The organism is Wolbachia pipientis (genome assembly GCA_023052945.1).
Taxonomy (GTDB): domain Bacteria; phylum Pseudomonadota; class Alphaproteobacteria; order Rickettsiales; family Anaplasmataceae; genus Wolbachia.
The window spans coordinates 1,051,892-1,064,720 of the sequence record CP095495.1 but is presented as its reverse complement, the minus strand read 5'-3'; the positions used below and the strand labels follow the sequence as shown (position 1 = coordinate 1,064,720).

The following is a 12,829-nucleotide window of genomic DNA, read 5'->3' as shown; positions in this document are numbered from 1 at the left end:
CAAATGATTAATCTACAGTAAAAAATGCCTTAGATAAAAAACCAAAGCTACACATTAAACCTAAAGTGCATTATATCGCCATCTTGCACGATATAATCTCTGCCTTCGAAGCGGATTTTGCCTGCGTCTTTGCAAGCTAATTCGCTTCCATACTTTATGTAGTCTGCAAAGCTTATTGTCTCTGCTTTTATAAAGCCTTTCTCAAAATCAGTGTGGATTACACCTGCTGCCTTATCAGCTGTTGATCCTATTTTTACTGGCCATGCCCGTGCTTCTTGAGGGCCCACAGTAAAGAAAGTTATCATACTCAGCACTTCATATATAATACGCGCTACTCCATCAAGGCCTGATTCTTGTAAGCCAAATTCTGACAAGAAACTCTGTTTTTCCTCTTCGCTATCAAGGTTTGCAATATCTGCTTCAAGTTTTGCTGAAATGCAACAAAATTTGCTTTTATTTTCTTTTGCCATTCTCTCTACCTTTTTAGATAATTCATTGCCAGTTATAACATTTGTATCTTCAACATTGCAAACGTACATAACGGGCTTTGTTGTCAGCAATTGAAGCGACTTCATCTCATCTCCATCGATATTCTTCAAACTTCTTGCAGATTTACCTAATTTTAAAGTAGCTAATACCTCTTGCATTAATTCAAGTTGTCTCTTTAGCTCTTTATCACCTTGCTTTGCTTTCTTTTCTAATTGAGGAAGCCTTTTTTCTATGCTATCAATATCAGCTAGGATTAATTCCACTTCTACCACTTCAGCATCTGATATTGGATCTATTTTACTGTGTACGTGGCTAATATCGTCATCCGTAAAGCACCTGAGCAGATGAACGATAGCATCAACTTCTCTGATATGGCTTAAAAATTTATTGCCGAGCCCTTCACCCTTGCTTGCGCCCTTTACCAGGCCTGCAATATCCACAACTTCTAATTGGTTGTAGATTATCTTCTCTGAGCCTGCAATTGCTGCGATTTGTTTCAAACGCTGATCTTTTATCAAAATCTTGCCTATATTTGGCTCAATTGTGCAGAAAGGATAATTTGCAGCTTCGGCTGCACTTGACTCTGTAAGTGCATTAAATAAGGTTGATTTTCCTATGTTTGGTAACCCAACTATACCGCAGTTAAAGCTCATATTTGCTATTTAAAGCCATAATTATTGCATAATTTAAAAATTTCTGCTATACTTAATTAGTTACAATTTTGTTGGTATAGTAATATATATTAAATTGAGGTAAAACCATGACTACAGCTAAGGAGCAGAAGCCACTAAGTGACTTTCACAATGTTGAGAGTGAAGTAACTTCTTTAAATAGTAATTCTTACCCTGACAATTTCCATATAGGACAAGCAATTGGTAATGGAAGCTGCTTTTTTGACTCGTTCAGACAAAGTTTAGAGCAACAAAAGGGGATAGAAGTTACTGTTGAGCAGTTACGAGAAGACTGTAAAGAATTTGTGCAAAAGAATCCGCCAGAATGGTTTGTACATTCTATTGCTAACAGTTACGATAATAATGGCCAGCACCGTAGTGAAACTATAGATGATTATACAGCAAACATTATGCGTAACGATAGGTGGGGTGATCCTGAAGTTGAAGGCAGAATACTTTGTGAGAAGTATGATGTAAAATTGCATGTTATAGAGAACCAGACTGTTGATAACCAAGATCTGTCTTTGCATCAATTAATAGACAATTCAGGCTCAAAAAATGCAGGTGAGTACAATAAAGTTAATTATGACGACAGTAGTGTTTTGCATGTAATAAACAAAGGCTATGCGCATTTCGAACCATTGCTTGATAGGAAAAAAAGTTTAGCAAAACAAGAACAAGAAGATTTCCTATTAGCAAAAAAACTTCAGGTAGATGAGATCTTGGAATATTGTAACCTTTCAAAGGATATCTCTGAGAGAGCAGAGGTTGAGAAGAGATTTGATGAGTTATTGGCAGAAAATGCTGATGGAAAAATTTGTGATGTTGTAGAACAGTGCGTTAGTGATATAAAGCAGCACATAGAGCGTTCTGAAGAGCAAAACCCTTCAAGTTTACTAAGTTCAAGATATGGTACGGAATCGATGGCAGAACAACCATTTCATCCACAACAAATACTTGTAAAATAAATCTTCATAGCCCTGTATATTTTTATATAGGGCTTTTGCAAGCATTTCATATAATATGAACTTGCAGTACGTACTAACCTAAATGCAAGTTGACCATGAGACTAGTTTAATTATTGATGCTATAGAGAAATTTGGTGGTGAGGCAAGGCTTGTCGGTGGGTGTGTAAGGGACTCAATTCTGCAGCGTGACATTCACGACATTGACCTCGCTACCAATCTACTTCCTAATCAAGCGATTGAAGCGCTAAAACTCCGTAATATAAAAACTATTCCAACTGGCTTAAAACATGGAACTATCACTGCAATCTTAAATCAGAGGTCTTTTGAAATTACAACACTAAGACATGATGTGAAATGTGATGGCAGGCATGCGAAAGTAGAATTTACTAATAATTGGCAAACAGATGCTTCAAGGCGTGACTTTACATTTAACGCTCTATATGCAAATAAGCATGGCCATATATATGACTACTTTGGTGGTATAGAGGATTTAAAGGCGCGAAGGTTAAGCTTTATAGGCAACGCTGAAGATAGAATCAAAGAAGACTATCTACGTATTTTAAGAGCATTTCGTTTTCATGCAAAAATATGTATCGGAGATTTGAGTGATGAAATACTAAGCATATGCAAAAAGCATTCGCACAAGATTTACAACCTCTCTGGAGAGAGAATAAGAGATGAAATACTTAAATTGCTGGAGTGCAATGATCCTTTTCCAACACTTAAGAGCATGCAAGAATCTGATGTTTTGCAAAAGATTATCCCGAAAGAAGTAAAATGCGAAATTCTGTCTTCGTCACTTCTTTTCGGCACTGATGCACTAGTAAAATTAGCGTTACTCCTTAGGACCACCAAAAATGACAGGCTAAGTCTTGGAGAATACGTAAGTAAGTTTCTACGTCTTTCAAACAAGCAAAAGAAAAAGCTGTTATTTTTATTATCCAACGATATCAAAACAGAACTCTCAGAAAAAGAGCAAAAAAAATACATATCTTTATTTGGTAGAGAATTATATTGTGATTTGGTAAAAATTTGTGGTGTTGAGTCTGGAGAAAATGTTGATAAATACATTTCGTTTGCTAACACATTCAATATTCCAAAATTTCCTTTATCTGGCGATGATTTAATAAGTATAGGTCACCAGCCAGGAAAAAGTTTAGGTAGGAGCTTGGAGTTGCTAAAACAACATTGGGAAGACAGCTCCTACACTTTAACAAAAGAGGAGCTGGTGCTTTATGCTAAGAGCCTACTTTAACTATTTTCTGGCGGTTTAATGAATGTATGCTTGCAACACTGCTAGTGCGACTCAGAAAAGAGTTAGGTGTGTATTTTTTTTTAACTTCATCTTCTAAAGGTAAAGAGTCTGTATGAGACTGTACAAATTTTTCATTATACTTATTGTCCAAACTCACTACACCTGCCTTGTAAGATTTTGTTTGTTCTTGTGTATCTTTCTCTCCATTTAGTTGTTTATCTTCAGCTGGTGAACTTTCAATATGCTGATTTTTTAATAGACCTGCTGCGAATCAAGCGATAAAAAAAAGGAAAGGAGGGTGACTAAAATCAAGGTTAACTAAAAGGCGTGCTTAAGATTTACAATACCAGCAATAATATTGAACCTCAGGTTATATTTTTTCTGAAAATTGCGATAAACATTCGACATAATCTTAAATATCTTTATCTCTCGGATCTTGTTTTCTACTCTCATTCTAAATGATGCTAATCTTCTATTATGCTCTGGAGTTAATGGCTTTTTACGATACTTTTTATATGGAATTATAACATTGCTTTGCAATTTTTGCCAACCTTGATATCCAGAATCGGCATGTTTTATGCTATCAAGTGGTAAATATTTTTCTTGTTTCCTTATGCGGAAATCACTAATTCTACCACGGTATGACTTTGACACTGATAAAATTCTTCCTCCTTCTTCGATAATAATCTCAGTTTTCATAGTGTTGGTTCTTTTTTTTCCTGAATATGATTTCTTCCGTTTTTTACTATCTTCTGGTCTCTGTATTTGCTGTTCTGTAACATCAGCCAAAATCTTCAGTATTTTTTCTGGCGTCATACTTCTATCTTTTGTTATAGTCACTTTTTTGGCGAGTAATGGCTCTATTCTCTTAAGTAACCTACATACATTTGCGTTGTGTACATTGAATAGGCATCCTAAAAATCTATGTGTTATGTAAGTGCGATAGTACAAAATTACGCAAAACAACTTATCTTCCAGAGTTGGTAGTTTTGATCTTCTACCATGACACTTTTTCTGTTTTTCCCATCCAGACCTCACTTTTTCCACTACTTTTTCGAACTCCTCTATAGTTAAACCTGTTATATTACGAAAGTTTCTTGGGTGTTTTTTCATATTATAGTAACTAAAGCTCATTTTTTTTCCTTACTTGATCTGCTTATTCTTCTTCTACCTCTCTCACATCATTTTTTTAATCACCTTTTGCAGCAGGTCTAATGTCAAATTTTCGTCAAGTGTTTTTGTATGCTCTTCAATAGACGATATTGCAATATTTCTTACTCTTTCTCTTTCTGCATTCAGACGTTCAACTTGTTCTTGTAACCTAGCAACCTCATTTTTTGAGTCTTCTCTCTCTTTTACTGCAGTGCTTAATTGTCTTTTTAATTCTTCAATTTCAGTTGAGCGCTTTTTTTCTGTTTGATCTGAAACATCTCCTAGCTCTGTATAGTCCTCTTCGTATCCTGCAAGTTGCAATTTTAGTTGCTCGTTTTCTATTGTTACCTCAGATTTTTCCCTCTCAAGTTCTTCATTTTTAAATTTCAACTCTTTAATTTCCTCTTTTAGAAAGAAATTTTGTGAACGTTCAAGTTGTTATCTAAGTGGAGAAAGTCACCTCTCCCCACTCGACTGCAGAACCGTACGTGACAGGTTACCGTCATACGGCTCCTCTGCAATTTGGTGCTTGTCATGCACACTTTCTGTGTAAATTATCATGGCAATGTCCATGTAACAAAGATAAGTTTTTGGTTATATTGTTTTTCTTATTTTGGTCTTTGTGATGTACTTCCAAAATATCATCATTTTTAAACCAAAGTTGACAATAATCACACTTACCTTGTTGTAACTTCAATAAATTTGTTACTCTTGTTGGCTTATCTGGTACTCTCTTCAGACGATTACTCCAGTATACCCAATCACCATCATATGGTGTCTTGGTTCCTTTCACCTTGGTATGCCGTTTAATAACGTAATCTCCATGTCTGGTAAGATTTACTCCATTACTTGTCATAAATCGCCAATTATCGTTACCATACTTTTTAAAGTATTTTTCCTTGATCCAGCGGTTTCCTTTGTTATGGTGTTTATATACTGCCCATTTCCAAAGTTTTCCAAACATAATGTGATCTAACAAACTAAATATCTTACATGATACTACTGAAGTGTAATATTGACACCATCCTTTAATAATTGGGTTAATGTGTTTTATTACTGCTCCCTGCGATTCACCACGCAATTTCTTCAGTTTGTGTTTGATGACCCATGTATGCTGTTTCACGGATTCGCGACTTGGCATAATTATTGTTTTATGGCTTCTCTTACCACGATTTACTGGATATTGTCTTACCGTAAACCCCAGAAAGTCAAAACCTGGCTTTTCTCCCTTTAGAGTATGAGTTATCTTGTTTTTGATGGCTTTAGCTCTAGACCTATGGTTTTTAACCATTCTTCAACCAGAACTTTCGCCTTAAGAATAATTTCTTCACTCTCATGTATGATGACAAGGAGAGTAGACCGGCGGAGCTTCCCCACCAGTCTCTCGCAGAACTGTACGGAAACCTCTCGGTTTATACAGCTCCCATTATTTAGTCTTTTGATCCTAACCCAAGTGTCCAGTGATAGAAAATATTTGGAGACCTCTTTCTCACTTTTCCTAGAAATTGCTTTGCTAGCCTTCCGTGATCTCGAAGTTTCTTATACTTGGTTCTGACCCATCTTATGAGGTATCTCTCTATATTTCTGAGAGATGGATACATCTCTGATTTATAAAACCTGCCATAGTACTGAAACCAGCCTCTGACTATTGGATCTATTCTCTTCGATATTTCCTCTAATGTGGTCCACGTGACCCGATGTATTCTCCATGACTTTATGGTTTTCTTGATCTTCTTTTTGGCTTTGTTACAAATTGCTGGTAGAAATGAGACAAAATAATTCCTCATCTTATTCTTTGCTATTCTAGGTCTGAAAGTATAGCCTAGAAAATCAAAGCTTTGTATGGGATATTCTTCTTTTCTGTCGTCGTCCTTATTGTACACAATCTGTGTCTTTTCAGGACGCAACTTCAATTTACACTTGGCCAATCTTTCTTCAATCATTGCTTTCATAAACTCTGCCTGTCTTTTAGTTCTGCAGTGTACTATCGCATCATCCACACATCTTTCAAATGGTACCGTTGGGTAATTTTGTTTCATCCACATATCAAATGCATGGTGCATAAATATGTTTGAGATGATTGGACTTATTGAACCTCCTTGCGGAACTCCTTTATCCCTAGCTACCTTGTTGCCATCTGCTTGCTGAATCGGGACTTTCATCCACCTTTCAACATACAATATGACCCATTTGCAGTCTGTGTGTTTCTTGATAGCCTGCAGTGCTAAATCGTGGTCCAGATTGTCAAAAAATCCAGATATATCAAGATCTATTGTCCAATCATTTTTCCAACATCTCTTCCGTGCTGTATATACCGCATCCAATGCAGACTTATTTGGTCTATAACCATATGAATCCTTATGAAATATCGGCTCTACTAACGGTTCAAGATACATTGTAGCTGCTGTTTGCGCTATCCTATCTGATACTGAAGGAACACATAAAGTTCTTTGTCCTCCTCCTGTACCTTTCGGTATTGCAACAGCTTTTACTGGCTCTGGAAAATAACTTCCGGATGACATCCGATTCCATAGTTTGTATAGATTATCTTTTAGATTTTCTTCAAACTTTGTTATCGTAACCTCGTCTACACCAGCCGCTCCTTTATTCTTCGATACTTGTTTATAAGCTCTCCAAACAAGTTGCTTCGGCATATCAAAAGACTTTGTTTTATTCATTAACTCCTCCCTTTCGGTTGATAAATAATTAAAACTAAATAACTCAGCTCCTTCGCTCCATTTCCATTACAGAAACTTCTTCACTACTACGAGCTGATCCGCCCCTGTTTTTCGCATCGGTACTCTCATCCTCAGAGATCGGCTCTTTGGACTTCTCCCTTATCATCAAAACGACAGGTTCCCGTAGTTCCATGCAGTAGCCTAAAATAGATTCACGCCACTTTTATGCCGGACGCCACCTACCCAGTAAACAAGCTCCTGGTAGATTTATCCCAGGTTAACGACTACCCCCTGGTTTTGACGTCGTCCCTACGCTTTCGACACCTCATCAGTGGTTCACTTACGTTCGTCTCTCTATTTCATACATGACACATAATTGTGCCTTTTCCATAACGCTCACTACCTTAGCTCTTTACTAAAGCAGCTTATGGCTGTTTGAAGCCTGCTCTTGCAAACCGGCTCCGAGGGGCCCTCCCTCATCTACTGCAAGCTTCAACACTTCCCGTGTCTCTACGGCGCACAATCATCTGCGTAAAAGATTACGCTTATTGATTGTTTTACCTCTTCATACGATCCCTGACCACGCTTCTTTTTCATAAATTGAAAAAGTTCATTTGTTAATGCTTGTTTGACATATTGTTCTAATCCATATAATGCAACACATGCAAGTAACGGTGATATCGTTCCTCCTTGTATAGTGCCACGTTTTGTGGGTTTAAACTTTCCATCTTCCATAACACCTGCCTTCAACCATCCTCTTATTATCTTTCTAAAAGTTGGTGTGGTATTGAGTTTCTTTAGCAAGGCGTTTTGGTCAATTTGGTCAAAGCATCCGGAAATATCAGCATCTAATATAAATGCTGTCTTACCTCCAAGAGCTATGAATATAGCCTCTATTGCATCATGACATGATCTACCAGGTCTAAAACCATATGTGTTTGGCTCAAATTTTGCCTCCCACTCTGGTTCTATCGCCATTTTCATAAGTGTTTCTTTTGCTCTCTCTGAAATAGTAGGTATGCCTAACGGCCTTTTCTCAGTTTTCCCAGGTTTTGGAATCCAAATACGTCTTGATGGTTTAGCTTTCTCTCTTATATCCAAAGAATATGCTAATTGCAATCTTTCTTCTTGATTAAGATTAGCCTTTCCATCAATACCTGCTGTCTTCTTTCCTCTGTTATCCTGAGTTACCTTTCTAACAGCTAGCAATTTTGCACTCATTGAGTTAAGTAATAATCTTTGAAGTTTATGTACCTTCTTGATATCATCACACTTTGCAGCTTGGTAAATTCGCTTTTGTAACTTGAATACAAATTTCTCTAACTTACGCCAAGGAATTGTACGCCATTTATACCTAACATTTTGTTGGTCTATAACATATTTATTACTATTCACAACTTTACCTTCCAAACTACAGTGTTTACGTCTGCATATCCCAAATATTACTTCGGGCATTAGCTTCTTAAACAATCCTTCCACATAGAAGCATTCGGTTGGCTACCTTCTTGATTATCCTTTAAATAAAGAATAATAAGAGCTTCCATGTGGTTACTCCGTTCCATGGTTTCGTTTCACGTTAAACTTAGGTTCTTACTATTTGCCGGAAGCTGAAAACATCCATAATCAAGCATCAAAACCTTGATTCTTCTTGTGCTTCATACCATTTTGGTCCATGCGTATCAACCTTATTTCGCATATTGATATTGACGACAATTCAAACATAAGTTCCTCTCGTAACCATATCTAACTCTGTTTGCAGGGATTTACCATAAAGGTTAGGTATTACCTGCTTTTGTCTCATGCTTGCATCCCAGAGGTTGCCATTCTCCAAGATGTGAGACATACATTATCCCCGATGTCTAGGGAAGATGGAATTTAACCATCACAAAACCACGACTATTCGGATCGCACTCTGATCTATATTCTATAGCTAACACGTCATGCCGTTGCGACGCTAACTAGTAGCGGAATGACGATTGTCGGTGAACCTAAGTTACTTTAGCTATAGCTGACCTAAGCAACACGTCATACCGCCGCGGCGCTAACTAGTAGCAGAATGACGGTTTTTCAAATTGTCGTAAGTCAGTTTAGCTATAGGCAGCAATTTTCTATATTTATTTTAAATTGAAGAAAGCTCAAATGAAAGATCGTGCTTTGCTAAAAATCACAGAATGCAGTCTGGTTACACCTTATCTTTGTTAGCTATAGCAAGTAATTGTATTTGTAATATGACAAATCACCTGCTGAAAAATCATTTTATGATCTAAATCAGTTTTTTTACAGGTAACTTCTAAGCTTATCAATTTTTCCAAAATCTTTTTAAGTTCTGAAAGTTGCAAACTTTTCAAATGAGATTTAAAGCTCTGCAATTGTTTAAAAAACAATGGAGGGTTTAGCTGATCAATCGCAGCCTGCTCACTCATTCCGCCTTGCACTGACAGCAAAACGGTTTCAAGGCGTAGGAAATAATTTGATATAATGCGAATTAGTGCTATCGGTGAAAAATTTTCTTGCGATATCAATGCATCAGAAATTCTAATGAAACGCGACATATCTTTACTTGCTATGGCAGAGCATAGATCATCAAGTGTAGCATAGTCGTTGCCGGAAGTTGAAAAGCATAATTCTATATCAGTAAGTTTTAGGTCTTTTCTCTCCCCTAAGTATAAAACTAACTTCTCAAGTTCTGAACATATAGGCAGCTTGCTATGATTAAAGTAAGATTGCAAATGGTAGATTATCTCATTTGTGCATTTTATATCATTTTGTTTTAAGTAACTTGATATAATATCATAAAGATTACTGTTGCTGTCCTTATAGCAAGCAATTACACCAAAAATTTTTGAACTCTCCATATAACTTTTAGTTGCAGAATTATATGGAAGATCACTTGCTACCATCATTACATAGTGATCGCCTGCATTATAATCTAATACATTTTTTAACTCTTTGGATATACTCCCACTTACATTTATCAGCTTAATTAATTTTTTGCTGGTAAACATCGAAATGTTTGCCAACTCAGAAAACAGTAAACCGGGTGACTTATTCACTATTGCAAAATCCATCACCTGAACTGAATACTCATCCAAATTGGCAATTATTTCTTGTACATAAAAACCAACCCTACTGTTATCACTTCCATGAATTAACACACCACGTAAAGCATCAGGTTTCTCTAGGAATCTTTTAACTTTGGATGGTGTAACCCTCATGCCACCTATATGATATCATTCTCATTTGATTGTACATGAGTATCCAAAGACTCTGAGCTTTCTTGTACAATATCATCTGCCGTACTCTGCACATTATCTGACGCATCCTTCTTCCAAAAAGAAGCACACTTATTGTAAAAATTTTTCATAGGTTGTACTATATATTTAGAAAAAAATCCTTCTTCGCTCATATTGCTTACTCCATAAAATTAACAGCTTATCATTAGCATATAAATAATAGTATAGCAAAAACTATTTTGTGCTAAAATAGTGATGTTTTATAATGAGTATATTACAAAATTATTAACATTCGAGACTAAAATCAAGCCAACCTGCTTAATACTAACCTTATAAAATAAGCGATAATTAAATATACGGCTGCAACAAGTATAATTGCAGGGCCAGTTAACAAATCAAAACTTGCAGATAACATCAGACCTGATATCCCAGAAATCACAGAAAAAACTGTTGCAACAATAATCATCTGCATTGGAGTTTTCGAAATGAGCCTTGCAGATGCTGCTGGTATTAGCAAAAATGCAGCAATGAGTAATATTCCTATTAATTGGGCAGCAATTGCTATAAATATAGCAAGAGTGATTAAAAATTCTAGTCTAACAAAATTAACATTAATCTTCTCAACTACTGCTAAATCTTGATTAATTGAAATCATTAACCAATAACGCCATCTAAATATTAATATCAAAGTAACTATTACAGAGATTAAAAAAATCAATATTATATCACTTTGATCAAGCGTTAATATATCACCAAACAGTGAGCTAATAATACTATTATTGCCCGATGGAAGAAAAGACATAAGTATTAAACTCGATGATAAAACTACATTGGTAACAATGTTCAATATCGTATCAACAGAATATAATCTGTTAAAATTAAGAGAAAGTAGTATAGCAAATGTAATTGCAATGAGCATTATGCTAAGCGATGGGCTAATCTTAAAGATTAAAGCAAGTGCAACACCAAGCAACGAAGAATGAGACAAACTATCACCAAGATAAGATAACCTTTGCCATATCATAAACGATCCTAAAGCGCCTGTTACTAGGCTAATTACGACTACTGCAACTAGACTATTGATGAAAAAGTCCTGGGTAAGCATGCTATATGGCTATTAGATAACTGACAACAAATCTATCTTCGGATATTAAAACGTTATGGGTTCTGCATGCTGCACCGGTTGTCATAAATTCAAAATTTAAACCTTTTTGTTCCATAAGATAGGACTTCACTGAAGAACTTAGTATATTGCATGTTTTACCAGTACCTATTATCAAAATTTCTATTTCCTCTGTTAAAAAAGATTCAAAATGTTCTTTGCTATTTATGTCACTTTCTTTCAATTTAATCACCTTTTCAGGAAAAATTATGATTGAGCCATAATATTCTCTATTATTCACCAAAAATTTTCCTTTCCTGTAACCATTTATAAGATTTTTATTCTCGGAAATTAAGGGCATAAAGTTAAACTATTAATTGAGTGTCACATACCCACCATTCTGGTTGCTTTTTTCTGATATTAGCTGCAGCAGCTTTTGCATTTTCCTCACTATCGAATATTCCAAAGCATGATACACCACTGCCTGACATGCGAGAAAGTATAGAGCCTTCTTGTGACTCAAGTGTTGATATCACATCCTTAATTTCAGGTACAAGGCTTATTGCTATTTCTTGAAGATCGTTTCTCGTCTCTTTAAGAAGCTTCAACAAATCCTTTTCAGCGTCATCGCTCCATTTAATTGGCTCAGAAAATTCTCCTTCATGTTTGGAAAATACCTCTGGTGTACTCAAAAACCTTTTTTTCGGTTTCACAAGCACCACATTCGTGGGTAAGGAAAATTTTTGGACATAGCACAATTCTTCGCCAATACCTCTAACAAAAACAGGCTTGCTATCTACACTTGCAGGAACATCAGCACCAATGTTTAAGGCTATTTCATTTAAAATCGTCCTATCAATCTTCCACAGCTTCCCTAGCGTACGTACCACAGCTCCAGCATCTGAGGATCCGCTACCGAGTCCTGCAGCAATTGGTATGTTCTTTACAACTCTAATAGAAACTTTAGTACGCACTGGAGCCTGTCTAAGCAGCAGATTAACCGCTTTCGTTATAGTGTTATACTGGTTATTTATTCTAGACTCGGAGTTTATAAATTCAACTGTAGAGTTATCGTATCTAGAGTCCTTCTCACCTACTTTTATTTCCAAAAAATTAGAGAGATTAGCAAAGACAAATAAACCTTCAATCAAGTGATATCCTGTTTCCTTCTTATTTACAACATGCAAAAAAAGATTGATTTTTGCAGGCGCCTTTACACAAAAACTTTTCATTATATATCTTCACTAAGATTATTTTTACATTATATGTATAATGCTATTT

General features: G+C 35.9%; 13 protein-coding genes. 2 read left to right on the top strand and 11 right to left on the bottom strand.

What is annotated here, in order from left to right:
- Positions 1 to 47: 47 nt before the first annotated feature.
- Positions 48 to 1,142 carry a redox-regulated ATPase YchF gene (ychF, locus tag MWH06_05115; protein UPA54677.1) on the bottom strand — a complete coding sequence of 365 codons (1,095 nt, stop codon included), beginning with the start codon at positions 1,140 to 1,142 and terminating at the stop codon, positions 48 to 50.
- A gap of 107 nt (positions 1,143 to 1,249) precedes the next feature.
- Here ychF and MWH06_05110 point away from each other — a divergent pair, with 107 nt between their 5' ends.
- Complete coding sequence (locus MWH06_05110) at positions 1,250 to 2,128, top strand: hypothetical protein (protein ID UPA54676.1); 879 nt, start codon at positions 1,250 to 1,252, stop codon at positions 2,126 to 2,128.
- Between the two features lie 82 nt (positions 2,129 to 2,210).
- Entirely contained in the window at positions 2,211 to 3,383 is a 1,173-nt protein-coding gene (locus tag MWH06_05105; GenBank protein UPA54675.1) for a CCA tRNA nucleotidyltransferase, read from the top strand.
- Between the two features lie 318 nt (positions 3,384 to 3,701).
- Here the strand turns inward: MWH06_05105 and MWH06_05100 are convergent, their stop codons facing one another.
- From MWH06_05100 to MWH06_05055, 10 genes are all read right to left on the bottom strand, one after another.
- A complete protein-coding gene (locus MWH06_05100) occupies positions 3,702 to 4,517 on the bottom strand; it encodes a transposase (protein UPA54674.1) in 816 nt (271 codons plus the stop codon).
- A 42-nt stretch (positions 4,518 to 4,559) separates the two neighbouring features.
- The gene (locus tag MWH06_05095; protein ID UPA54673.1) at positions 4,560 to 4,925 is read right to left on the bottom strand and encodes a hypothetical protein; all 366 of its coding nucleotides are present in this window, start codon (positions 4,923 to 4,925) and stop codon (positions 4,560 to 4,562) included.
- A 142-nt stretch (positions 4,926 to 5,067) separates the two neighbouring features.
- Positions 5,068 to 5,826: a hypothetical protein gene (locus MWH06_05090; GenBank protein UPA54672.1), complete on the bottom strand. Its 759-nt coding sequence runs from the start codon at positions 5,824 to 5,826 to the stop codon at positions 5,068 to 5,070.
- Positions 5,827 to 5,965: 139 nt separating this feature from the next.
- Complete coding sequence (gene ltrA / locus MWH06_05085) at positions 5,966 to 7,213, bottom strand: group II intron reverse transcriptase/maturase (GenBank protein ID UPA54671.1); 1,248 nt, start codon at positions 7,211 to 7,213, stop codon at positions 5,966 to 5,968.
- A gap of 510 nt (positions 7,214 to 7,723) precedes the next feature.
- Positions 7,724 to 8,692, bottom strand: a complete 969-nt coding sequence (locus MWH06_05080) for a reverse transcriptase N-terminal domain-containing protein (GenBank protein UPA54670.1) — start codon at positions 8,690 to 8,692, stop codon at positions 7,724 to 7,726.
- A gap of 719 nt (positions 8,693 to 9,411) precedes the next feature.
- Positions 9,412 to 10,428, bottom strand: coding sequence for a DNA polymerase III subunit delta (gene holA / locus MWH06_05075; GenBank protein ID UPA54669.1), 1,017 nt, complete (start codon positions 10,426 to 10,428; stop codon positions 9,412 to 9,414).
- 5 nt (positions 10,429 to 10,433) lie between these two features.
- Positions 10,434 to 10,619 carry a hypothetical protein gene (locus MWH06_05070; protein UPA54668.1) on the bottom strand — a complete coding sequence of 62 codons (186 nt, stop codon included), beginning with the start codon at positions 10,617 to 10,619 and terminating at the stop codon, positions 10,434 to 10,436.
- A 131-nt stretch (positions 10,620 to 10,750) separates the two neighbouring features.
- Positions 10,751 to 11,551 (bottom strand): metal ABC transporter permease, encoded by an 801-nt coding sequence (locus MWH06_05065; GenBank protein ID UPA54667.1) that lies wholly within the window; start codon positions 11,549 to 11,551, stop codon positions 10,751 to 10,753.
- 1 nt (position 11,552) lies between these two features.
- On the bottom strand, positions 11,553 to 11,909 hold the full coding sequence (locus tag MWH06_05060; protein UPA54666.1) for an Mth938-like domain-containing protein: 357 nt from the start codon (positions 11,907 to 11,909) through the stop codon (positions 11,553 to 11,555).
- Positions 11,910 to 11,913: 4 nt separating this feature from the next.
- The gene (locus MWH06_05055) at positions 11,914 to 12,780 is read right to left on the bottom strand and encodes a 4-(cytidine 5'-diphospho)-2-C-methyl-D-erythritol kinase (GenBank protein ID UPA54665.1); all 867 of its coding nucleotides are present in this window, start codon (positions 12,778 to 12,780) and stop codon (positions 11,914 to 11,916) included.
- Between the last annotated feature and the right edge of the window lie 49 nt (positions 12,781 to 12,829).

Bases quoted from the DNA above. Each gene is read 5' to 3' on its own strand.
- MWH06_05055 (UPA54665.1), bottom strand. From the start codon at position 12,780: ATGAAAAGTTTTTGTGTAAAGGCGCCTGCAAAAATCAATCTTTTTTTG.
- MWH06_05060 (UPA54666.1), bottom strand. From the start codon at position 11,909: ATGCCCTTAATTTCCGAGAATAAAAATCTTATAAATGGTTACAGGAAA.
- ychF (UPA54677.1), bottom strand. From the start codon at position 1,142: ATGAGCTTTAACTGCGGTATAGTTGGGTTACCAAACATAGGAAAATCA.
- holA (UPA54669.1), bottom strand. From the start codon at position 10,428: ATGAGGGTTACACCATCCAAAGTTAAAAGATTCCTAGAGAAACCTGAT.
- MWH06_05110 (UPA54676.1), top strand. From the start codon at position 1,250: ATGACTACAGCTAAGGAGCAGAAGCCACTAAGTGACTTTCACAATGTT.
- MWH06_05090 (UPA54672.1), bottom strand. From the start codon at position 5,826: ATGGTTAAAAACCATAGGTCTAGAGCTAAAGCCATCAAAAACAAGATA.
- MWH06_05100 (UPA54674.1), bottom strand. From the start codon at position 4,517: ATGAGCTTTAGTTACTATAATATGAAAAAACACCCAAGAAACTTTCGT.
- ltrA (UPA54671.1), bottom strand. From the start codon at position 7,213: ATGAATAAAACAAAGTCTTTTGATATGCCGAAGCAACTTGTTTGGAGA.
- MWH06_05065 (UPA54667.1), bottom strand. From the start codon at position 11,551: ATGCTTACCCAGGACTTTTTCATCAATAGTCTAGTTGCAGTAGTCGTA.
- MWH06_05105 (UPA54675.1), top strand. From the start codon at position 2,211: ATGCAAGTTGACCATGAGACTAGTTTAATTATTGATGCTATAGAGAAA.
- MWH06_05070 (UPA54668.1), bottom strand. From the start codon at position 10,619: ATGAGCGAAGAAGGATTTTTTTCTAAATATATAGTACAACCTATGAAA.